This is a genomic window from Armatimonadota bacterium (assembly GCA_037138755.1).
Lineage (GTDB): Bacteria > Armatimonadota > Fimbriimonadia > Fimbriimonadales > Fimbriimonadaceae > Fimbriimonas.
In genome coordinates this window covers 788,349-810,797 of the sequence record JBAXHT010000001.1, presented here as the reverse complement: position 1 = coordinate 810,797, position 22,449 = coordinate 788,349, and the positions used below count along the sequence as shown (strand labels likewise).

Here is a 22,449-nt window from a genome sequence, read left to right as displayed (position 1 = left end):
TGAATTTGTGTTTAGAAACTGGTTCCGATCATGAAGTGCGGACGACTACCGCCTTCGTTGTTAAACGCAAAGTCGAGTCGAATAGGTCCCATCGGAGTCCGAAGTCGAAGACCCAGTCCGTAACCCATCTTGAGGGAGAAGGAGTTGCTCTGGGTAAAGTCGCTTCCCGCCCCTGAGCCGTATCCGCCCCAGGCAGAGCCGAGGTCAAGGAAGGTGACGAGCGAAAACTGATCTTGAACGGGCTTTCGCCATTCAAAGCTCGCCATTAGCAAGTTCTTCCCCCAGAAGCGGTCTTCCTGGAAGCCACGAACGGAGTCGTTTCCGCCTGCAAAGTACTGCTCGAAGAATGGGATAACACCCTGAACCGTTCCGCCTCGAAGCCGGAAGGCATAGACCTCACGCGAGACGTCATCTGCGGTTCTGCGCTTTTTGTTCGGCGTGAAGTAAGTTCGGTAGTCAAATCCAAGTCGTACGAAGCCAAATCGTCCTTCGGGATTATCACCCGAGATGTTGGTACTCACAGGTCGGATCGTGGAGAACCCAGGCTCTACATCCAGCCGGAGGAACTTTCCACGGGCAGGGTCGAAGTCGAGGTCTCGGGTGTTGTTGATTACGGATAATCCGAGGACGCCGACTTCTCCGTCTTGCTGGATGAAGTTGTTGACATTCCCGCTTGCAGGATCAAACGGTGGAACGTTAACTCGCTCAAACCGAGAAGAAATGGTCAAGCTCCTTTTGTCGTTGATCTGGTTGGTGAATCCCATCGAGCCGCCAGTTCGTCGCTCGCTGTACTGGTTAGCGGCGTTAAGATTTCCGCCGCCGAAGGCGTTGTTGATAAATCGGAATTGCACCCGGTCATACACCGAAGCTCGGAATGTCGAATCTTTGGAGTCGGCGAATGGATTCGCGTAATCAAAGCTGATACTGCCGCCGGTGCCCTGAACGGTTGCCTGGGTGTAGTTGAAGGCGACGTTCTGGCCCGTCCCATTGAAGTTCGAGTCAGAGTAACTGATCGTCCCCGCCAGTGAGTTCTGGGGGTTCAGCACAACGCCAGCGTTGAACATGCCAGTTCGACCGTCATTCAGCTTCATCTTGAGATCGACGAGGCCGGAGTCGAGGATGGACAGCGCGGGCTGGGTTGGACTAACGCCTTCAAACCACTGCGTGTTGATGACCCGTAGAGCGTCTTTTTCCCATTGGAATCGGCTGTACGGTTGGCCAGGTTTGGACTTGATCAGGCGGTTAAATACTTTGTCCTTGGTCGAAGTGAAGCCTTCGATGGAGATCGAGTTGATGACGGCTTCTTTGATTCGCAGTAGCCAAGTGCCGGGGCTGTATGGATCAGGATCGAGGGCTTCCACTCGTCCGAAGTAGCCTTGATCCTCGTAAAGCCTCTGGATCGCATCAAGGCTAGGCTTGATTTCGCTGAGATTAAGGGGCCGGAGATCTTCCTCTTTCGCCCCCGGAGCGGGCTTGAATTGGACGAGTTTAAGGATGTCTTCCGTCTTGATCGCCGAGTTACCAACAACTGCTACTTCGCGGACGATCTCGTTTTCGTCGACGTCATAAATGAGCTGCCAGGTGTTGTCTGCGAGGAGGGTTTTGTTATAGTTAACCTTCCTAAACCAACCCATATCAAGAATGCGTTGTCGATCCTCTTCGATGGCCTTTAAGTTTAGAATTTGCCCTTCACGTACTTGGAGCAGAGCTTTGACAACAGCCGGAGAAATCTTCTTGGTTCCTCGAATGTTGATCTCTTTGATGATCCCAACATCTTGAGCAAACGCTGCCGCCATGACCCCCAAAGTCAGCACTCCAATCGCGACGCTGCGTAAAATTCCCCTCACTCCACCCATAAATGTACCTGCGCTATTTAGGAGTGACGCTCCATACGAGCGAACGATACGGCGGTTTTGATGTTCTCACGCGTTGGCTGAAGTCGGCGGAGAGCTTGTAAGGCCTTATTTGGTCGGTTCCTAAGGAGAAGGAAAGGTTACGGATTGACTGCGGGCCCGAGCGAGGCCGGTAGGCAAGACGGAAATCATAAGCAACGACTTGCCCTGGAAGCGGGGTGGCGAGTTGGCGACGCCCTTGCAGGAAGAAGCCGCTGCCGAGGGATTTTGCAGCGGAAATGGAGGTCTGTTCAAAGGCGTTGTAATCGACGTTGACGTACTCAAAGCCGAAGTTCTGTGCGAGCCGATTTGTGAACCCCCCAAGGAAGTTGGGGAGCGCATAGCTGGTGATCGCGTTCCTTAGGTCCTCCTCGATTTGGGAGTTTGAGCCCGGTTGCGTGACACTGTTGATGAGGTCGAGGCGGCCCAGCATTCCCATGATTTGGATGTCGCTCAGATCGGCGGGGCGGTTCGGGAAGGTGTAAGTCAGTTTGCCCTGGTTCTGTTCGCCGGGCCGCACGATTCCGCTGTTATCACCGCCGCCTTTTCCGAGCATGTCACCATCGACTTTGATCGTCAGATCGTAACGCTCCGGCGTGACTGCGTTTTTCAAAACAGTCAAGCTTGTTTCGCCCGTTAGATTCGCGATCATCTTTGCTTTTGAGTCGACCCGATCTGCCCGGTAGCTGAAGTCCAGGGTGCCGTCTGGTAGGAGCTTGACGCGTGCACCGGGCAGAGCGAGCTGACCACTTTCCACGACGAGCTTTGCCTCGGCGGTTAGATTGCTGAGCCTGCCTTTCAGTGTTCCGGATCCGGATAGCTTCATGTCAGCTGTCGACGACTTGATCGAAGCGATATCGGCAATGCGGTAGCTTAGATCGAAGCTCGGATCGATGGAAAGCCGCTCTTCGCCTCCACTGGTTGGAAGGAGGGTCGGAATGATGCTGGAGACTTGGGTCGCCACAATCTCTCCAGCAATCCTTGGAGCACCCAGATTCCCGGTGATCGTGATCGGTTTCGGCGTTGTGATTGTTGCGTTAGCATAGCTCGCGTCCGGAAAAATTTGTGCAAGTCTAAGCCTGTCTACATTAACGAATCCTCCTTCGATGATTTGGTCCATTACGGACCTTGACAGGTCTGCAAGACTCACGCTTGCTCCAAAGGAGATTGTTCCCTCGTCGCTCGTAGTGACTCCTGTTGAGCCCTTCAAACGACCGAGCAATCCCCTTGAATCCCGCTCAAAGCCTAACTCAACGGAGGTGTTCTTTAATCCGATTTGGACTGGGGCACCGATCATGGGGTTCACGGCAGTCGATAACACTTGATCGACGGCTAATCGGATAGCCCCGCTGGCCTCCGGTTTTGCCAAAGTACCTCCAAGTTTGTATCCACCAGAGATTCGGGCTCCTTTTTCACCCAGTTTAAGGTCCTTTGTGGAGGCCAAAAAGTCGGCGAGGCTACGCTCTCCGACCACGGAGAACTCTCCCGTCAGGGGTTGACTCTGTTGTTCGGAGTCGCCGAGGGCAATGGGAAGGGTGGTCTTGAACAGCGCCTCCAGTGACTTGAAGGAAAGAGTCGACTCCTGGGTCAGATCAACAAGATCGCTCCCTTTCCGTGGGACCGCTGATAGTTTGGTTTTAGCCCGTAGTCGCTCGCCAGATAAGGGGCCCGTCTTCTCGCCGCTCACCAAAGACGACTCGATATCCGCCGAGAGGGACGGGTCTTCGCGGGTGCCGGAAATCTTGACGTCGGCGTAGTCGATTCGTACGGCGGATTTTGCAAGAAACTCCTGCGCGGGAAGAGGTTTGGAGCCATCCTGGGAAGTCAGCAACGGGGCAAACTTGCTGAGCGGAAACCCGACGAGTTCAAGCTTTGCATCGACGGACCCTTGGCTCATGCCACCCGAAAATCGCGCGGTTCCCTCTGGGATCCCTTGCTTCTCACTGAGCTTGATCGTTCCAAAGGGCAGGTTGAGCTTCGTAAGCTTCGGTCCGACAATCGACCCTTCAGAAATGCGCCAACCGTCCGCCGAATATGCGCCCTTCATCGCCAGGGTCCCAAGGTTTTGGGCGCCGAGAAGCAAATTTGAGACTTCGAACTCATTGAGCGAGACCACCGGATTGTCCACCGTTCCGCCTAAGAGTGCCGACAGCCCCATTTTCCCGCGAACAATCGAAAGGCGTTCAAACGCGCCGGGTATCTTTTCAAGCCTTGATTCGCTGGCGAGAACAAGTTCGCGAATTGGGACGTTATAGGCGATCAGCTCGCCGTTCAACTTCTTGGTGGATACGTTGTAATTCGCACCATTGAGCTGGAAGTAGTCATCGAGCGAACCTAGCATTGCATCGACTTGATAGGACTGGCCATCATAGCCAAACTTCCAATCGCCCGCACCAACTTGAGCCTGGTTGAGCTTCACCGAGTCCACATTCCCCGAAGCCTTGATTGACTCAATCTTGCTGTTTCGGATGGCAACGGAGAACTCAGCCCCAGTGACTCCTTTGACCTCCAGGTCTTCACCCAAGAAATCTGACTTCCCATCGCCGATCTGCCGGTTGACGATCTGGCGGAGTTCTGCGAACGACAACTTGTCGGCTTTGCCGGTGAAGGCCCCTGCCTTCGTTTTGAGATCGAACTCGATTCCGCCGGAGGAGATAGAGCCATCGGCGACCTTGGCGACCAAACCCTCCAGTTTGAACTTTGATCCTTCAAGCGACACTCCCCCAGAGACGGAGGTTAGCTTTGTAGCGGCCGCGATGAGGGTCGGGGCCTCCGCTTTTCCGGACAGCTTGGGCACCGATAGCGTTCCGCCGAGCACGACATCTTTGAGGTCCACTACGCCGGCGACTGGCCCCTCGTAAAAATCCGAAATGTTGATTCCGGCTGCACTGAGCATTCCGCTTAAGTTCTGGGATTTGAACCTTAGCCCGAGATCTCCAGAGACCTGGCCAGCGCCTTTGACACCGAGAACGTGGGTCAGGCTGACACCTTCATCGTCAACCAGTGCCTCTGCAGTGACCGCAGTGAGTGTGTCACCGAACTGCCCGTAGCCCAGACCAATCGCCTGGACCAAACCATCAAACCTCGGCTTTGCAAATGAACCGACCAAGCGCCCTTTCACGTCCGCCTCCCCGGTTAGTTCAGGTAGGAACTGCGACAGCACTAAACCGGATCCTTCGAGATTGACTGCAAGGCCCTTCTTGAGATCAATGGTTCCGGAAGCAATCAAATTTCCGTTCGGCCCTTCGGAAGTTGCCCGTTCGATTAGGAATCGCTTCCCGTCAAACCTTCCAAGAATTTCTGTATTTGCGAGGCTGAGTTTTCGATCACCCAAAGCGATTTTGGCGTCGAGCTTTGATGCAAGAAGCAACTCGTAACTTACACCAGTTCCACCTCCGATCACGCTTAGCGTTCCAAAGGTGTCCTTTAGTTGAGATGGAGCATAGACTCCAAAGTCGTAGGCGTAGGCTCGATCCGACTTCGCGGCTATTTGCCACTTTTGTGGCTTAAACTGGTACGAAACAATGCCGTCCGTCTTAGTTTTTCCAATGGCCAGATCGCTCCAGATTGCCTTGATACCGTCTTGAGTTACCTCGAGATCAGCAGCAACCGTCGGAGTCTTCAATCCGAACGCACTAACGTTTTGCGCTCGGACGCCACCTCGGAACGTGACAATGCCTTTGTGGAATCCCAGTTTGCCTTTTGCCTCGGCATCGGCGACCTTCAACCAAGAAGGGATTGTCATCCCAAGTTTTGCGAGAAGCTGCGGTGTTACGCGTTGCACCTCTGTATTGGCATCTAGCCGAATACCCTTTGACCAATCAGCTACTCCCCGAACCTTCGCGCCAGCGTTGCTGTCGCTTAGGTCAGCGGTGAATCGAACATCCTTTTCTGTGAGAGAGGCCCTTAGGTCAGCCTTTGCCGCAGTGTAATGATCCCAACCTACGTTCGCCAGCTCGCCCGAAAGATTCGCGGCGAAGACAGGTCCTGACTTCGGCGGAACCATTGCATGAAACTCTCCGGTGACCCTGCCCTCACCCACTTTTAGCAAGTCCAGATCGAACCATTGTTTCTTTTCGGGACCAAGTAGGAGGCGGTTTCTCAATCGACCAGGATTCGCTTGAAGGTTGCTACCTTCAATTCCAATCCCACGTATCGTCTTAGTGACTACGAGGTTCGTCGAAGCCAGACCTACGATATTCAGGCTCAGAGAGGCAAAGAGATTCTCACCCTGTCCGCTCACCTTGCCAAAGGGGATATAGATTTGGTTGCTCGGAACCCCAGTCGCCGCTTCGTCCAAGACATTGATCCGGCAACGATTCAGTTCAGCTGTGAACGCGACGTTACTAGGTTCTTCGCTAGACTTCGGCATGTACCTAGCGAGATCGAGCTTTCCATCTTTTTCTCGCCGAACCCAAACTTGAGCATCTTGGAGGAGAACATTAGGGGCAAATCTCTGGTCGATTCGAAGTCCGGTGACCAAGAGCCGAGGAAGTCGGGCGATCAGCTTTCCGTTAGGATGCCTCACCTCGAAACTCTGGGCCGACAAGGTTCCGCTGAGGGGATCAAAACTATACTTCTGGCACTGCAAGTTTACCAGCCCAGCTTCGGTTTGGTAGTCTATTTTGAACCCAGTGCTGGGCGAGAATACTTCTTGTAGGCAATCCCAGAAATAGCCGCCGCAAACCACCCCGACCCCGACAATGGGACCGTACATCGCGGCAAACCGAACGATTGAATTGGCCATCCTGGCACTAGCTAGTTGTTCAGACGCCTACGGTGTGGTTTTCGCTTTGCGCTTCGAGATCCTCAAGGAACTTAGCCCTTTCTGCCTCGTCTAGCTGGCTGAGTCGGTCACCCATCACCTTTTTGCTGAACTCAATTGCATTGTACGACGAACGGATGAAAGGACCGCTGGCAACGAACGCAAATCCCATTTCTTCACCAATTTTCTCGTACTCCTTGAACTCCGTAGGGTGGATGTATTCCACCACCGGAAGGTGTCGCATGGTTGGCCTTAGGTATTGACCGATTGTGACCGCATCGACCCCGATATCCCGAAGGTCTTGCAACGTTTGAATGACTTCATCCTTGGTTTCACCGAGCCCGAGCATGATCCCACTCTTGGTGTAGATTGCCGAATCGATCTCCTTGACCTGCTCCAAAACACTCATTGTTCGGGCGTATTTGGCTTGTGGGCGAACAAGGGTGTGGAGCCGCTCGACGGTTTCGATGTTATGGTTATAAATCTCTGGCTTTGCATCGCAGACGTTCTTGATGCACTCCCGATTCCCTTTGAAGTCCGGCGTCAGAACTTCGACGATGCAGAGAGGATTCACTTTATGGAGTTCTCGAATCGTGTGCGAGAACTGCATCGAACCCTGATCAGCAAGGTCGTCTCGGGCGACGCTAGTAACAACAATGTGCTTAAGGCCAAGGTCGGCGGCGATTTTTGCCACGTCCGCTGGTTCATCTGGGTTGACCGTCAATCCACGCCCAACTTTAATTGCACAGAAGCCGCACGAGCGGGTGCAGGTGTCGCCCAGAATCATGAACGTGGCAGTCTTCTTGCTCCAGCACTCAGGAAGGTTTGGGCACCGAGCCGATTCGCACACAGTGTGCAGATTCTTCTGCCGCATCATGCCTTCGACCTGACGGATTGTGTCTGGGCGAGGCATACGAATGGTCAGCCATTCCGGCAACCGCTGGTTCATACCTATAGTTTACGTCATTTGAACCTAAGACGGCTCACAGAAATCCGTGCAACGCTCGTGCAACGCTCTGGTTGTTACGCTACTAGTCCATGCCACGGATGACATCAATCAGAATCTCTTCTCAGCCGCCTCGGGTTGGGCATCTCCTTGAGTCCCGTTTTTCCAAGGAGACTTGGGTTGTAGTGAACCGATGCCACTCAGGGAAGCTAACAGGTGACTTGGGCGACTATGTTTATGGTTGCCGCGCTTTGGATCGCGACGATGAGTGCGTTGTTTTCCTCTCCCAAATTGGCCATCTCTATGAACCTTTGGGGCGCCACCTTGAAGTGGCAAGAGTTCGACGCTGAACGATGAGGCTTTTGAGCAATCTTTAACTAGGGAACGTCGTGATTACGATACAATAGCAACACGATGACTCCCAGCGAGCGCCTGCAAGAGCTTTCGGAAGGAATGAACCCCCGCCTCGTTTTGAGAATGCGAAGCGGATTCGCGGTCATGGGAGACAATCAGTTTTTGCCTGGTTACTGTTTGTTGATGGCGTATCCTCAAGTTGATCAGTTGATTGAGCTCCCCGAGAAACAGAGGCATGCATTCTTGGAGGACATGTCCTTGTTAGGTGAGGCGATTGACCGGGTGACCGAGTCAAAACGAATCAATTTCGCTATGTACGGAAATGTCGATCCATTTCTTCACGCCCACATCTGGCCGCGCTACGAGTGGGAGGTTCCGGAGTTCGCCACCCTTCCACCTCTTTCGATTCCCGAGGAAATTCGCGTACACGAAGATACCGTTTGGGACCCAGCCGTCCATGGCAACTTGCAAAATCAGATCCGCGACATGATCCTGAAGCTCCAGGACGAGCGAGCTCATGTTGAGGTTTTACACTAGGCGTTCTTCGTCCATCGAAGGCTGTGGGTGGATCGTTGTCTGTGTAACTTCAGCCACCTAACCCACCAACAGGTACCCTGATACCGTGGATTCCATTAAGATTGTTGCGCTGGGTGGCGTTGGGGAGATTGGGAAGAACTGTGCGGTTGTCGAGCAAGGCGACGATATTGTCGTCATCGACTGTGGATTGTCGTTTCCGAATGAGGAAATGCTGGGAATCGATATCATTGTTCCCGACTTCACCTACCTACTTCAAAACAAGGATAAGGTTCGCGGAATCTTCCTGACCCACGCCCATGAGGACCATATCGGTGCCCTCCCCTATCTGCTGAAGCAGATGAATGTGCCAATCCACTGTTCTGAGTTCACGCATGCGCTGATCCGGCACAAGCTAGATGAGCGATGTCCAAGCGTTAAGGTCGACTACCGAATCTTCAAAGCAGGCGACGTGATCCAGGCCGGCGGGCTTTCTGTTGAGCCGATCCGTGTCACCCACTCAATTCCTGAGAACTGCGCGATGGCGATCAAGACCGTTCATGGCTACGTATTGTTCACCGGAGACTTCAAGTTCGACTTCACTCCTGTCGATGGAAAGCTGAGCGATATGAAGCGCTTCAGCGAAATCGGTGCTGAAGGAGTCGTAGTCCTCCTTAGCGACTCGACGAACGTCGAGCGTCCAGGCTGGGGACCCAGCGAGTCGATCGTCACCGAAGGTCTGCGCAAGGTCTTCAACGACGCTAAGGGCAGAGTTCTCCTCACTACGTTCGCAAGCAACATCCACCGAATGCAGCAAGTCTTCCAGATCGCCAAGGAGACCGGTCGAAAGGTTGCCGTCGTCGGGCGAAGCATGGAGCGAAATCTCGATATCTGCATGCGACTTGGCTACGTCAAAATTCCGAACGGCGTTTTGCTTCCGTTGGATGATGTTCGAGGCTTGCCCGATCATCAGGTTGCGCTCCTCACCACTGGCTCCCAGGGAGAGCCGATGAGCGCGCTCGTTAAGATGAGCAAGGCAGAGTATGGGCGAATGCAGGTTAAAGAAGGCGACACGCTCATCTATTCCGCCCGACCAATCCCTGGCAATGAGGGAGCCATTTGGCGAACGATTAACCGCCTCTTCCTACAAGGCTGCCAAGTGGTTTACGAGGCCGCCCGTCCGATCCACGTCTCTGGTCACGCCTACCAAGAGGAGCTGAAGATGATGATCAACCTGACGCAGCCGTTCTACGTTGCGCCAGTCCACGGCGAGCCACGACACCAGTTTGTGTACAACAAGATCGCCGAGGACATGGGCTACCCTGAGCACCGCCGGTTCACCCTGACCAGCGGAATCCCGTTGGTCATCGACGAAACCAAGGCATATCTTGGCGAGGAGATTCCGACCGGGCGAGTTCTGGTTGACAACTCCGGAACCCCTGGAGTCACGGAGTCCGTCTTGCGCGACCGGTACAACTTGGCGAACGATGGACTGGTCATCGTTTCCATCGCCGTCGATTCAACTCACGGCGAAATCGTTGGCGATCCTTCGCTCCATGCAAAAGGCTTTCACGGCCCAGCGGGGATTCTGGAAGAGACCCACGACATCATGGTTGACATGCTCGCTTCGCTCACTCCGAACGATCTGAAAGACTTGAACAAGGTCAAGCAGGCCGCAACTGAGATTGTGCGAAAGACGATTGTGAAACGAGCACAGCTTCGACCGCTGATTGTCCCCAGTGTCATCGAAGTTTAAGCGTTAACAGAAAATATCCCTCTCGGTAACCCTTAGCAACCCGATGATTACCGTATGAATACGGTCCATCTGGTGAACCCAAAGGAAATCGAGAGGTTTCTGCTTGACCAAGAGGGCATCATTGATGCTAGTGCTTGGTTCGACAATGGTGTTCTGACCGCTCAGGTGACATTTCTTGAAGGAACACCCGTGACGGAACGGGCATTGATTGCCCTCTGCAAACTCGGCCTAGGACAAGAAAAAGCTCCCGGTCAGGTGATGATCAACATCGCCAAGCCAAGAGCTGTCGTCAGAGTAGCGTGAGTCTCCACGCGCGAGTCGCGAGTCAGATCGAAGGAAATCGTTGACTTACGACTCGTGCCTCGAGCCTTCTTAATCCTCGTCTTCGTCGAGATCGCCGAGATCTGGTTCGCCTTCGATTTGCTTACCTGGATCCTTTGCGCCAGCGTCAAGCTGAACAAAAGCGATGTTCTTGGTCTGCCGATTGGGGCAGTTGTTGCAAACGAATTCTACTTCTGCCGACTGGAGCCAATTCGGCACCTTGTCAATCGGCTTACCACATGCGCACAAAACCATAAGTTCTTAGTTCTTTTCCTCGGAGCTTTCCCATTGAGCGAGGTACGCCCGATGAGAAATGAGACCATTGATGAGCATCACGACGCTGGCCGCGAGATAGATCAATGCGAGATTATTCTCGTGAATCTGACCCGGATCGCGGATCGTTTTGTCGCCCTTGACCAATCCCAAAACTCCGAGAAGAAGCAGAATCGCTGCGATCCAGAAGTAGGTGTTTTTCACCCACGAGTTCTTCCCTGGGCGGTTGGCTGGTGCTGGCTTCTCGCTCATCACCTTAGAGTGTACCGCTACGGAACCTGAGTGGTTCCCGATAGTTAGGCGCGAATGTCAATGATTTGACCCTTGCCTTCGAGCATTTTCAAGAGTTCGGCACCTTGGCTCTTCTGAGCGTCCAGCGTCTTTTTGAGCATAGCGAGAGCTACGCCACTCTCGGACGATTGAGCCGCTGAGATTGGGCTGCTTGCGCTTGATGCACCAGAAATGCCGTTCATCAAGTAGATGATCGGCAACTTGCTATGAATCCTCAGCGAAACTGGTATCCGCCGCGGATAATTGCTTCCTTCAAAAGCCGTCGGCCGCGGTGGATGCGTGACCTAACCGTACCGATAGTAGTGTTCTGGTGGTCAGCAATTTCCGAATAGCTGAGGCCTTCGAGGTCGCACATTCTCAGAGCGGTGCTATAAACGTCAGGCAACTGGTCCAAGGCTTTGGTGAGCTGTTCCTTGTACTCTTCTCGAAGAAGCTCCTCGTCGGGAGTGATACGGTCGTCGGCGACTTGGAATTCCAAAGAATCTCGGTCGTGCGGGGTAATCAAGGCGTTGAGTGATTCTGCTTTCCGGACCGGGTTCTCGCGTCGACGAGAATCGAGGTAGGCACGTTGCATGATCCGCAACAACCAGTTGAGAAATGATCGGTCGGGCGCATAGGAGTCGAAACCGCGCCAAGCCTTGACGTAGGTTTCCTGAACGAGGTCTTCAGCATCGCTCGCATTTCGAGTGAGTTGGATCGCCATCGAGTAGGCTCGGCGGCGGGTTTCTCCCATCATTGCCTGAAACTTGTCCGCATCAATCGGGTTTCGGCTCGTGGTTTGTTCGGTCTCACTTATCATCCAGTTAGCTCCTTCCACAGTTATATCACACTTCAATGATATGAAGATGATGTTTCGCTTTTTTTAACGAACTTGCAAGGATTTTTTTTTTGTTGTATGATCGTTGCAGATGCGATTTGTGTTGCTCACTAAGGAAGACGAAATGGTTGCAGAAGCCCGGGAAGGCTTCCACCCAAGCGATACATTTGAGCACTACACGTCGTGGAATGAGGCTCTGGATAAGGTTGCGGGAGCAGATTTATTCTTCGTTGACTTGCTTGCCACACTTGAAGAGCCGAACAAGATCGCGGGCTACGAGAAGTTCGCGATGGCAAAAATGGACCATCCAACCGCATCGGGAGTACCCTTGGTGCTCATATCACCGCCGGATGATTACGACCTGGACTTCATGGCCGGCTGGCCAGATTTTGTGTTTGCCAACGTCCGCCGCCCGATTACCTACAAGATCTTCCGACGGGCTTCGACTTGGGTTTGACGTTTACTTCTTCCAAAAGTCTTCTATGGCTCGGTCGATTCGCCTGATACGATCCGCCTTCGATTTGATTTCTTCCTCAAAGTTTCCGTGCGGAGCGGTCTTCAAGTAGACGCCATGCTTTGTGAAATACGTATGGCTCACTCCATCGAATATTACGTCGTTTTCCTTCAAAGTCCGAGGGTCATAGCTCCAACGCTCCACAATGATGTAGTCCTTCCGATACTTGATATCCCATAAGAACGGCTCGTAATTCGCATCGTCCTCGTGCACTTTGCGAAAAACTGCTGTAGAGTAGGCGACCATAGCCACTTCCTGCGGGTCGGTGAACGCAGTCGCAAGACGGAGATCCGGTTTTTGATCCTGGGGTGAATGCGCTGCTCCAAGCCCAACAACAAATCCAGCGGCAACTAGCCCAAGACCTTTCATATGGATAGAAACGTCCAACAATCTGAACCGTTTCTAGCCCGACTTCGGGTGCGCCTTGGCGACCGTTTCCTTCAGCCGCTCGATGCTCACGTGCGTGTAGATCTGAGTTGTTGCCAGACTCTCGTGGCCCAATAACTGTTGAACTGTCTTGAGGTCCGCTCCGCCATCCAGCAGGTGCGTCGCAAACGAATGCCGCAGTGTGTGAGGTGAAGTTTCTGGGGGCAAGCCCGCCGCGATTGCCCACCGTTTGACGATGTTCTGCACCGTCCGGGTGGTCAAGGCTAGCCCTTTCTCGTTTGTAAACAACGCTGTACCAGCTACCCGGGGACCCCTAACGTAGTCATCAAGAGCTGCTGCCGCAGTCGAGCCGTAGAACACCATCCGCTCCTTGTTGCCTTTTCCGATCACCCGTAGCGAACGCTCGGCGAACGAAACATCGGTCAGTTTAATTGAAACCACTTCCGCCGCCCGAAGGCCTGCGGAGTAGAGGAGTTCCAGTAGCGCCCGGTCTCGCTCAGGGGTGCGACCGACCGAAGTCTGATCCAAAAGCTCCCCTGCCTGCGGCTGGTTGAGGCTTTTAGGCAGCTTCTTTCGCTTGTAGGGAGCTTCCAGTGGCTCGGTGGGGTCTGAGTCGAGGGCGCCGACCGTGCGGAGGTATCGGGCGAACGCGCGCAGCGTTGAGAGCTTGCGAGCTCGGGAGACTGGTTGGCCGCCGTGCTTTCTTAGAAACAACCGTAGCGAGGAAGTATCAAAAACCGATTCCTCTTCGACAAAACCGAGATACTGCCGGAGGTCGGAACCGTAGGAACGAACTGTTGCCGGCGACCGACGCGCTGATAGGTGAACCAGAAAACCTTCGATATGCTCAGCTAGCGAGCCGGTCATGAGGCATCACCCCTTGGTCATGATCAGCGAGACGTTGTGTCCGCCGAATCCGAACGAGTTATTCAGGACGTAGTTGAGTTCTCGTTTCTGAGCCACGTTGGGGACGTGGTTGATGCCGAGATCAGTGTCCTGGTTCTCGAGGTTGATCGTCGGCGGCATGATTCCATCGCGCATTGCCAAAATGCAGATGAGCGATTCGATTGCCCCTGCCGCGCCGAGCATGTGACCGTGCATCGACTTCGTTGAGCTGACGGCTAGATTGTAGGCGTGATCGCCGAAGACCTTTTTCACGGCCTCGACTTCCATCGGGTCGCCGACAGGAGTGGAGGTTCCGTGGGCATTGATGTAGTCGATCTTTTCAGGCTGGAGGCCAGCCTTTCGGAGCGCCATGTTCATTGACTTCGCTGCGCCGCGACCTTCGGGATGCGGGGAGGTGATGTGGTGGGCATCTGCCGAGAAGCCGTAGCCGACGATCTCGCAGTAGATCTTTGCTCCCCGGGCAATCGCCATATCTCGGTCTTCGAGGACCAAGGTTCCGGCTCCTTCACCCATGACGAAGCCGTCGCGGTCGCGGTCAAACGGTCGCGAGGCACGGGTTGGCTCGTCGTTGCGGGTGGTCATTGCTCGGCAGGCGCAGAAGCCAGCGACTCCGATTGGGTTGACCGGAGCTTCGCTTCCTCCGGCGATCATCATTCGGGCGTCGCCGCGTTTGATGATCTCGTAGGCGTCTCCGATTGCGTTTGCTCCGGTGGAGCAGGCGGAGACGATGGCGTGATTCGGTCCGCGAAGGTCGTTCATGATCGATACGAGACCGCTGGCCATGTCGGCGATCATGTAGGGCACAAAGAACGGGGAGACTCGATCCGGCTTGAGGTCGTGGATGAAAGCCGTTTGGTCGTACATCGACTTGAGACCACCGATTCCGGAGCCGATGAGGACTCCGAATTCATCTTTCAGCTCTTCGGTAAGGGTGACGTTGGCGTCTTTGAGTGCCATCGTTGCTGCGGCGATTGCGTAGAGCAGGAAGGGGTCCATGCGACGGGCGTCTTTCTTGTCCACCCAGTCGGTCGCTTCAAAATCAGGAATTTCTCCTGCGATTTGGCAGGAGTAGAGCTCAAGGTTTTCCATCTGCTGAATCCGGCGGATACCTGATTCACCAGCGATGACCTTGGGCCAAAAGACATCGACACCGGTGCCGAGCGGGGTGACCGCTCCAACTCCGGTGACGACGACACGCCCGGATGGTTCGGGCAAGACGCTCATTAGCCGGCGACTTTCTTCGAGATGTAATCGACTGCGTTTCCGACAGTCTTGATCTCGCCGACTTCTTCGTCCGGAATGTCAATCCCGAACTCGTCCTCGAAAGCCATGACCAACTCAACGACGTCCAGTGAATCTGCACCCAGATCCTCGGTGAAGCTAGCTTCAGTGACGACTTCTTCGGCCTTCACGTCGAGTTCTTCGACGGTGACCTTCTTGACTCTTTCAAAAATGTCTGTAGACATAATCAATCAGAACAATACCCGTTCTGCCTTCCCTGTATCTTACGACTCGGGGGGTGAAATGGGTGCGCTTGATTTCGGTTTGAGGTTTTTGGTTTGCGATTTCGGAGAGAACTGCGACGCATTTTGTGGGGTAGTCAGGTTCAAATTTTGGCATTGAGTGCCGGAAAGGTGGGTAGGGGTGGGTAGCCCTAAGAAAGTCATCCTCCCGGCCCGATGCCACACCCCACCCAAGACGCCACTGGCTCCGCCGCATTCGCTCTGGAACCAGTAGCGACTTGGGACCCGCGCCCCGTGGGCGAAGTGACCGTCAATGGGGGCTGCCGGTGAGGAGGCTGTACGTTCCTTGGCTACGGGTTACGTGGCCGAGCTCGATCAACTTCCTGAGGCGTTTGTGGATCCGAATTGGCGTGAGGCGGGTTTCGATGACGAGCTGTTCGACGGTTTTCGATGCCTTAGCGAGGGCTTTTAGGATAGGTTTTGTGCTCTTATCTTGGGGATTGAGATCTTTGAGGGGTTCAAGGTTGTGCTGTTTGAAGGTGGTTTCGTTGGTGCTTGCGATGTGGAGGGTTTTGGTGGCGTTTGCGCCTCTTCCGAAGGATTGCCATTTGATGATGCGGCAGTGGTCTCTTTGCTGGTAGGTCATCAGAATGGTTTGGCTGACGGAGGCTTGGAGTTGGGTGTGGTCGGCGATTCGCGTTCCGTAGGCGTTGGTGTGGTGGATGATGATGATTCGTCCGGCTCGTTCTGAGATTCTCTTGAGGGGGTTGAGGAGTTTTCGCATGGCGCGGGCGTCGTTGGTTCTGGCGTCCAGAAGGGCGGCGTGGAAGGAGTCGATGATGACGGTAGCTTCGCCCCTGTGCTTGATGAGGAAGTCTTCGATTTCGATATGGGCGGCCTTGGTGTTGATGGGTTCCATTTCTGTGGTGAGGAAGATGGGTGTCTTCTCTGTGATGTCTTTGTGCTTTGTAAAGGCTTCACTAATTTCTCTGGGTGAGTCATCGAAGCTGATGTAGCCGACAGGTTGTTTCTTGGTCTTTTGTCCGGCGAAGGGTTTTCCGGTGGCGATTGCTTTGGCAAGCGCAATTGCGATGGTGGTCTTTCCGATCTTGGGCTGCCCGGCTAGGACGATGAGACTGTTCTGGGGGAAGATGTCTTCTTCAGGTTTGGTTAGGTTGTGGCGGGGGGCTTTGACTTGGTGAAAGGAGGAGTAGGGTTTGGACTTGAACGTCCGGGGGTTCGGGCTGACCTGGCTCCTGGGGAGGTAACCGAAGCACGTTCCTGAGTCGATGAGTTCGTCTGGATCTTTGCGGCTCGCGTCCTGTTCTTCTTCTTCGGGTTCGAAGTTGTAGAGCGGGTGGTTTGGATCGTCGGCGTAGTGGTCGCGGGACCAGAAGTCAGGGGAGTTATTGTCGTCGATGAAGCGCATTCATCTATAAGGCAGTTGCGAGGGCGTTTGTCAACCAGTTCGGCTGACGGCTTTCCGTTGGCGTTGGGGTTACCAGTACGGCACAACCCAATTTCTCCTGCAAATCCGCCCCGGTCAATGGCTCCCTCGTAGGCGCCGAAGGCGGACCTTTCGGATGCGACGGGTCGATTAACCCGCGGCATCCGGGGTACATCCTATAACTACAGGATGTGCCCCGGTATCGGGGATCCTGTCTCATCAAACAAATCTACAGTCTGCCTTCCAAGGGATTTCCGCTTACATAGTGTCACCTGACCTCCGGTTAGCTCGAATTCCAGGTGCTTTACGTTCCCAACGATGTTTCGAATTGAAACCAATTCATCGGCGTGCGTTTTTGAAAGGAAGTCGATCCCCTCCTGACTAAGCACACCAGAGACGACGCTGCTAACAACAACTGCGGGTTTCTTTAGTCTTAGTGCTCGACTCGGTATAACATGCTCACTGAACACCTCCCGAGCATCAAAAATCAGACCGATTACTTTCTCGCCGGCCAGTATTTCAAGGGTAGATGGTTCCATAAAGCGATTATGCCATCTGCTCAGAAACGAATTAGAGGCACAATGAGAGAGGAACGAATCAGCGCGATCAAATACTTGGAAAAAACTTGTAAACTGAATGTATTCGGAAAAATGACTCAGAAAAGTACGAGAGGCAACTCTCGGTGTCCATACCAGCAACTTTGTTCCGTAGGCTAAGTAGCCTTGCAAAGCACTCTTTGCCACGCCAACCCAAAGTTCAGCATGTAAACATCGCTCTGATGAGGTACATCGCAAGTTTAGAACAAGAACGAGGAATGCCGTTTCCGGACCCTATCGAAGATGAGATTGAAGATGAATAAAACTTGGAAAAAACAAGTTTCTATAAATCAAAGCGCAGTGTTCTCTCGTCTGTAGAATTGCAATCGGGAAACCGAGAGTAGAATAAGTGCGCCCCCGACAGGATTCGAACCTGCGACTGACCATCTGCGAGAAGGGAGCTCTATCCACTGAGCTACGGGGGCACCTTGCCTGATTCTGACTTCAGGCAAGGTAAAGACGGAAGAGCGACGCAAATCGAGGCGCAAATTTGTGTTCTTCGTCGTTGAGAATTTTTCTCGCTGGGCACATTTTCGTGTATCATGTGTCTACTACTATGGACAATCAAGATTCCCCCCGCGACCTCATCCCATTGGAAACGGCAACGGTGCGGCGCTATGTCGTTGACGGCGAATGGATGTACAACGTCGACGACATAATTGCCTTCTTCAAGGAGGATGAAGTTTTCTACAAGAACTGGTGGCGAAGCTTCAGTCAGAAGCGGGATGAACGCGGCTATCAGGATCAGATAAAGATCATCAAAGTGGAGGCTCACGAAGAGAGAGTTCTCAATTCAACTGGTGTTTTCAGGCTAGTCCAGGGACTAAAGGGCAAAAAGGCAGATCAGGTCAAGAACTGGATTGCTCAGATCGCGGTCGAACGAATTCAGGAAGAGCTTGATCCGGCTTTAGCAGTTGATCGAGCCGTAAAAAACTGGTACTCAAAAGGACGAACGGACGCCTGGATCATGGAGAGGCTCCGATCGCTAAAGGTGCGGCGCGCGTTCACAGACGAGATGCAGCTACATGGCGCTGTCGGGAGGGAGTTCAGCATCTTGACAAATATCGTTCATCAAGGGACTTTCGGAATCAGTGTAAAAGCCCACCATGAGCTGAAATCGCTAGACCCTACCAAATCGGGCCTACGAGAGGAAATGTCGACGACCGAATTGCTTCTTCTCGCACTTGGAGAACATACGAGCACAGTCATAGCCAAAGCGGCCCCAAACAAGGGAATCACTCAAGCTACGCGGGCATGCGTAACTGGAGGATCCATCGCTGGTGAAACTCGTAATCGGATTGAGAAAGAAATCGGAGCTAGCGTAGTTACCGCTGAGCGGGCCTCAGAGGTCTTTCAACAAGCTTTACCAGAGTAAGTCCAAACGAAGCATGTACACAAAAACCTGACAACCCCCCTCAAGTTTCTAAACCGAGCCCCGATACAAATACCAGGACTCGTAAAGAGGAGACTTGAAACATGCCGGTTACGGAATTTGAATGCGCCATCGCCAAATCACAGATTGGTCGATATATTAACGGGGAAAAGCTTGGACAGGCGGTTGTTGACCAGCTTGAGTCACACATTGCGGCGTGTCCGCGCTGCAAGCTTGTGCTTGAAGAGAAGCGGAGCAGTTTGATGTCGACCATTGAGGCCGACCGACAGGAGCGCATTCGCGCTGCTATCGACCCCATTCCTATGACCAGCGTCCCGGGCAATTCGGCACCCCAGCTAGATTCCCCCCGCCCGGAGACGTTTGGTGCCTTGGCTCGGAAGTTTGCCGAGCCAGTGGAAGGTGATCCTAAGACTGAGCTGCGACGCCAACTGGAAGCGTTGGCGGATAAGCGCACGAGACAGATTGAGATTCCGGTTGTGGCTCCTGCCTTTGCTCACAAGGAGCAGACGGAGACGGTCACGCTTCAGTTAACAACGGAAGAGCCCGTCGGAAAGAAGAATTTGATGCAGGCTTTTGCCTTGTTCAAGCGCACCAATGAGTCGGAGGCAGAAAACGCGCCCGCCAATCCGACCAACCCGGCTCATGATGCGACGATGAAGAAGCCACTTGCCTATATGGCTGGACTTACTACTGTGGTGATTGCGATGTCTCTCATCGCCAAGAACCCTACGGCGATGTTTGGACCAAAGGCGAACGACACGCGAGTTGTGGCGTCGGCTCCGGCGGCGGCGGCGAAGCCGAGGTCGGAAGCAGCGCAGAAGTTTGCGGCGATTCGAGAGAAGAGCAAGAAGGCTCAGGCGGCCAAGGTTGCGGCTTTGAAGAAGAAGGCGGCGGCCCAGGCGGCGGCTAAGCAAACTCCAATCGCGCAGAAACCGGTTGCGAAGAAGGCGGCTCCGAGCGCACCAGTCGCAGCTAAGGTCAAGCCGACCATGCCTGCGAACATTGCTCGGGTGACTACGAAGCGCCGAACGAGCGCGCAGAGGTTCAAGGGATCTAGCAAAGCGATTCGCAGAACCACGCCGAGGGCTCCGGATAACGGAACCGTGAAGATTTACGCACCAAATTGAGGTTGAAGATGAAGAGGATTCTAGTTTCTGCTCTATTGCTCGCCGTTTCCGTGGTGGCACTTGCCCAAAACATGACCGTTCGCATCAAGGCAAAAGGCGACGACCTTCGGGTTGTGCTGGCTTCGATGTTCGAGCAGACTGGTCAGCAATACGTTGTCCAGACTTCGGCTCGGCAGGGTTTGTATCTCAGTCTTGACGGCGTGACTTTGGAATATGCGATTGAGGTGATCTCCGAAGTTGCGGACCTTGAGTTTGAGAAAAAGTCGGGAGTTTGGTATGTTCGGACGAAGAAGCCGGTTGTCCATACTCAGGCTCAGGCATTTGCGCCAGTGGCGACTGCGGCGGTAGCCAAGCCAGATACTACTTTGCTTGAGAAGAAGGTGTCAACGAAGTTGACGAAGACCTCGATCAAGGACGTTTTTGCGGCGTTTGGGAAGCAAGCTGGCGTTTCGATTGTGATCGACAAGGATGTTCCTTTGTATAAGATTGATGCCTTTATGTATAACACATCTCTCAAGTTTGCGCTCGAGAGAATCTGTAAGGCCGCAGGCCTGAAATACGAATTAGCCCCTGGCAAAACGGTACGCATTCGCAAAGCCTGAGCCTAATAGCACCAGCAGCTCCTCATTTGTCCGGCAACGCCCTTAACCCCGGCGGCCGGACTTTTTTTATAGCTTGTAGGTCTCGGTGTGGCGGGTTTCGCGGATGGCGGTGATGCTGATTTGGCCGTGGTGGTCTGCTTGTTGTTTTAGCTTTTCGCCGATGCGGTTGACGATTTCTTTCATCTCGTCGTCGTTTGCTTCTTGGGCATTGATGATCAGCCTGAGTTCTCGACCGGCCTGGACGGCAAAGCTCTTTTCCACACCTCTTTCTTCGTTGGCGATCGCCTCAAGGTTTTGAAGTCTTTGTAAATAGTTATCGTGAGCTTCCCTTCTGGCTCCGGGGCGAGAGGCGCTGAGGGTATCAGCGATGATGACGATTCTTGCCTCTGGCGTGGTTGGTTCGATGTCGTGGTGGTGGGCGCCGACGGCGTTTTGAATGAGCTCGTTCTCTCCGTTTTGTCGGAGGAAATCCATTCCGTTGAGGGCGTGGGAGCCCTCGGAGTCGAGGGCTTTGCCGATGTCATGGAGGAGGGCAGCGCGCTTGGTTTGCTCTTCGTTGACGCCCAGTTCGGAGGCGATTTGGGCAGCGAGGAGGGCGGTTTCGATGCTGTGGTCCAGGACGTTTTGGGCAAAGCTGGTTCGGAATTTGAGTTTGCCGAGCTTTTGCGTAACCGGTTTTGAAAGAGTTAAGTTGAGCTTTCTAGCGGCGTTTTCGCCGGCCTGGAGAATTGAGTTCTCGAGTTGCTTGGTTGCGACCTGGTGGACTTCTTCGATTCGGGACGGTTGGATTTTGCCGTCTTTGAGGAGGGCTTTGAGGGTTTGAGTCGCGATTTCTCGGCGGTAGGGGTCGAAGCTGCTGACAGTGACCGTGTTCTCGGTATCGTCGATAATGAGTTCGACGCCGGTTGTCTGCTCGAAGGCTTTGAGATTTCGCCCGTCACGGCCGATGATTCTGCCTTTTAAGTCGGGCGAATCTAGGCTGATGGTTGTGGTTGAGGACTCGATGGCGACCCGCATTGCGCTGGACTCCATGGCGGCGATCAGTCGGTCGCGGATCTCGATGTCTTCTTCAAGCCACGTTCTTGGGATTGGGATTGAAGCTGGGATTTGTTTGAGGACTTCGACTTCTCGGACTTCCGTGATCACTTTTGGTTTCTGACCCAAGAGGTAGGCCAGGACTCCGCAGAGAGTGGCGAGGAAGGCGACGAGGTAGATCATTCCGATTCGGACCAGGAGATTTTGTCGAGGACCGATTCAATTGTGGACTCATCAAAGCCACGGGAATACAAGAACCGCCCAATTTTGGCGGCTGGTGTTGGGGTTTTGTACTTGGCCTTGACGAGCTCGGTCGCGCGGGCCTCCTCGGGCGCGACTTCATTGCTCATCGTTCGCTCAATGATCTCCTCCGCAATTCCTAGCTTGCTGAGTTGCTTACGGAGTTTCGCATCCCCGATGCTCTTTCGATCGCGATGCCGCGCAAGCAGAGAGTCAACCACTCGCTGATCACTGACTAGCCCGGCGGCTTCAAGCCGTGCTAACACGGTCTGGATGATTGTGGGTTCGTATTTCCCCTCCAGCCTCTCGGAAAGTTCGGTGGCGGAGTAGTCCCGGCGGTGTAGATACTTGATCGCATCTTCAAGGGCTGATTGCTCGGGATTGCTCATCTCGGCTTAGCTCCAGTGCCGAGCGAGGGCCTTCGAAACACTTTCATCGACTCCTCGAAAACTCAGAAATCGAAGGACTTTCTCAACATCCTTCTCGCCAGGAAGGTTGGCTTGCACCAGAACCCTGGTTCGCTCGACTTCGGTCGCTAGGTCGGATTCCAAGAGAAGTTCAATTGAGCTCGCATCGATGCCTTTCGCTTTCAATCGTGCTTTGAGTTCTGCATAGCCTAGCCCACGCCGCGCGGCGACACCCTCGCCACTCGCGATCATGCCAACTTCAATCAGAAGCTTCATGACTGGCTCATACGCCGAGTCGGGGTGGCGCGAAGCGAGGAGGCCGAGCATCTCGACCTCCGAATACTCTCTTCGCCCTAGCAGTTTTGCGGCGTCAATTAGGGCAAGTCGAGATGCGTCAGTCATTT

23 protein-coding genes and 1 tRNA gene are annotated in these 22,449 nt (G+C 53.8%); 7 read left to right on the top strand and 17 right to left on the bottom strand.

All coding sequences use genetic code 11. From position 1 onward, the window contains the following. Positions 1-11: 11 nt before the first annotated feature. From WCK51_03885 to lipA, 3 genes are read right to left on the bottom strand one after another with little or no spacing between them, the layout of a single operon-like run. Entirely contained in the window at positions 12-1,847 is a 1,836-nt protein-coding gene (locus WCK51_03885; protein ID MEI7576009.1) for a BamA/TamA family outer membrane protein, read from the bottom strand. A gap of 22 nt (positions 1,848-1,869) precedes the next feature. After that, positions 1,870-6,639, bottom strand: a complete 4,770-nt coding sequence (locus WCK51_03880) for a hypothetical protein (GenBank protein MEI7576008.1) — start codon at positions 6,637-6,639, stop codon at positions 1,870-1,872. A 19-nt stretch (positions 6,640-6,658) separates the two neighbouring features. Further along, on the bottom strand, positions 6,659-7,606 hold the full coding sequence (gene lipA, locus WCK51_03875; protein ID MEI7576007.1) for a lipoyl synthase: 948 nt from the start codon (positions 7,604-7,606) through the stop codon (positions 6,659-6,661). A gap of 411 nt (positions 7,607-8,017) precedes the next feature. Between lipA and WCK51_03870 the strand changes: the two genes are divergently transcribed. The 3 genes from WCK51_03870 to WCK51_03860 all read left to right on the top strand — a co-directional run bounded on the left by WCK51_03870 (position 8,018) and on the right by WCK51_03860 (position 10,529). Continuing rightward, complete coding sequence (locus WCK51_03870; GenBank protein MEI7576006.1) at positions 8,018-8,494, top strand: hypothetical protein; 477 nt, start codon at positions 8,018-8,020, stop codon at positions 8,492-8,494. Between the two features lie 85 nt (positions 8,495-8,579). Next, on the top strand, positions 8,580-10,226 hold the full coding sequence (locus WCK51_03865) for a ribonuclease J (GenBank protein MEI7576005.1): 1,647 nt from the start codon (positions 8,580-8,582) through the stop codon (positions 10,224-10,226). A 54-nt stretch (positions 10,227-10,280) separates the two neighbouring features. After that, positions 10,281-10,529: a hypothetical protein gene (locus WCK51_03860; GenBank protein ID MEI7576004.1), complete on the top strand. Its 249-nt coding sequence runs from the start codon at positions 10,281-10,283 to the stop codon at positions 10,527-10,529. 69 nt (positions 10,530-10,598) lie between these two features. Here the strand turns inward: WCK51_03860 and WCK51_03855 are convergent, their stop codons facing one another. From WCK51_03855 to WCK51_03840, 4 genes are read right to left on the bottom strand one after another with little or no spacing between them, the layout of a single operon-like run. Continuing rightward, on the bottom strand, positions 10,599-10,802 hold the full coding sequence (locus WCK51_03855; GenBank protein MEI7576003.1) for a hypothetical protein: 204 nt from the start codon (positions 10,800-10,802) through the stop codon (positions 10,599-10,601). Positions 10,803-10,808: 6 nt separating this feature from the next. Further along, positions 10,809-11,072, bottom strand: a complete 264-nt coding sequence (locus tag WCK51_03850) for a hypothetical protein (GenBank protein MEI7576002.1) — start codon at positions 11,070-11,072, stop codon at positions 10,809-10,811. Between the two features lie 44 nt (positions 11,073-11,116). Next, positions 11,117-11,293, bottom strand: a complete 177-nt coding sequence (locus tag WCK51_03845) for a YjfB family protein (GenBank protein ID MEI7576001.1) — start codon at positions 11,291-11,293, stop codon at positions 11,117-11,119. 32 nt (positions 11,294-11,325) lie between these two features. After that, positions 11,326-11,910, bottom strand: a complete 585-nt coding sequence (locus WCK51_03840; GenBank protein ID MEI7576000.1) for a sigma-70 family RNA polymerase sigma factor — start codon at positions 11,908-11,910, stop codon at positions 11,326-11,328. Positions 11,911-12,019: 109 nt separating this feature from the next. On the opposite strand from WCK51_03840, the gene WCK51_03835 reads away from it, so the two are divergent. After that, positions 12,020-12,385, top strand: a complete 366-nt coding sequence (locus WCK51_03835) for a hypothetical protein (protein ID MEI7575999.1) — start codon at positions 12,020-12,022, stop codon at positions 12,383-12,385. A 3-nt stretch (positions 12,386-12,388) separates the two neighbouring features. On the opposite strand, the gene WCK51_03830 is transcribed toward WCK51_03835, so the two are convergent. From WCK51_03830 to WCK51_03800, 7 genes are all read right to left on the bottom strand, one after another. After that, positions 12,389-12,811: a hypothetical protein gene (locus WCK51_03830; protein ID MEI7575998.1), complete on the bottom strand. Its 423-nt coding sequence runs from the start codon at positions 12,809-12,811 to the stop codon at positions 12,389-12,391. Positions 12,812-12,844: 33 nt separating this feature from the next. Continuing rightward, positions 12,845-13,696 (bottom strand): tyrosine recombinase XerC, encoded by an 852-nt coding sequence (locus tag WCK51_03825; GenBank protein ID MEI7575997.1) that lies wholly within the window; start codon positions 13,694-13,696, stop codon positions 12,845-12,847. A 6-nt stretch (positions 13,697-13,702) separates the two neighbouring features. Further along, on the bottom strand, positions 13,703-14,959 hold the full coding sequence (gene fabF / locus WCK51_03820) for a beta-ketoacyl-ACP synthase II (GenBank protein ID MEI7575996.1): 1,257 nt from the start codon (positions 14,957-14,959) through the stop codon (positions 13,703-13,705). Beyond that, positions 14,959-15,201 (bottom strand): acyl carrier protein, encoded by a 243-nt coding sequence (locus WCK51_03815; GenBank protein ID MEI7575995.1) that lies wholly within the window; start codon positions 15,199-15,201, stop codon positions 14,959-14,961. Before WCK51_03815 ends, fabF begins: the two co-directional genes overlap by 1 nt. A gap of 307 nt (positions 15,202-15,508) precedes the next feature. Then, the gene (locus WCK51_03810) at positions 15,509-16,627 is read right to left on the bottom strand and encodes an AAA family ATPase (GenBank protein ID MEI7575994.1); all 1,119 of its coding nucleotides are present in this window, start codon (positions 16,625-16,627) and stop codon (positions 15,509-15,511) included. Between the two features lie 200 nt (positions 16,628-16,827). Next, complete coding sequence (locus WCK51_03805; GenBank protein MEI7575993.1) at positions 16,828-17,184, bottom strand: hypothetical protein; 357 nt, start codon at positions 17,182-17,184, stop codon at positions 16,828-16,830. A gap of 409 nt (positions 17,185-17,593) precedes the next feature. Then, positions 17,594-17,666, bottom strand: a tRNA-Ala gene (locus tag WCK51_03800). A gap of 131 nt (positions 17,667-17,797) precedes the next feature. Between WCK51_03800 and WCK51_03795 the strand changes: the two genes are divergently transcribed. From WCK51_03795 to WCK51_03785, 3 genes are all read left to right on the top strand, one after another. Continuing rightward, positions 17,798-18,616 (top strand): hypothetical protein, encoded by an 819-nt coding sequence (locus tag WCK51_03795; GenBank protein MEI7575992.1) that lies wholly within the window; start codon positions 17,798-17,800, stop codon positions 18,614-18,616. 101 nt (positions 18,617-18,717) lie between these two features. Continuing rightward, a complete protein-coding gene (locus WCK51_03790) occupies positions 18,718-19,761 on the top strand; it encodes a hypothetical protein (protein MEI7575991.1) in 1,044 nt (347 codons plus the stop codon). Positions 19,762-19,769: 8 nt separating this feature from the next. After that, positions 19,770-20,363, top strand: a complete 594-nt coding sequence (locus tag WCK51_03785) for a hypothetical protein (GenBank protein MEI7575990.1) — start codon at positions 19,770-19,772, stop codon at positions 20,361-20,363. Positions 20,364-20,429: 66 nt separating this feature from the next. Here the strand turns inward: WCK51_03785 and WCK51_03780 are convergent, their stop codons facing one another. From WCK51_03780 to WCK51_03770, 3 genes are read right to left on the bottom strand one after another with little or no spacing between them, the layout of a single operon-like run. Next, positions 20,430-21,581: an HD domain-containing protein gene (locus WCK51_03780; protein MEI7575989.1), complete on the bottom strand. Its 1,152-nt coding sequence runs from the start codon at positions 21,579-21,581 to the stop codon at positions 20,430-20,432. Further along, positions 21,578-22,027, bottom strand: a complete 450-nt coding sequence (locus tag WCK51_03775) for a regulatory protein RecX (protein ID MEI7575988.1) — start codon at positions 22,025-22,027, stop codon at positions 21,578-21,580. Before WCK51_03775 ends, WCK51_03780 begins: the two co-directional genes overlap by 4 nt. A gap of 6 nt (positions 22,028-22,033) precedes the next feature. Further along, complete coding sequence (locus WCK51_03770; protein MEI7575987.1) at positions 22,034-22,447, bottom strand: hypothetical protein; 414 nt, start codon at positions 22,445-22,447, stop codon at positions 22,034-22,036. Positions 22,448-22,449 lie beyond the last annotated feature (2 nt).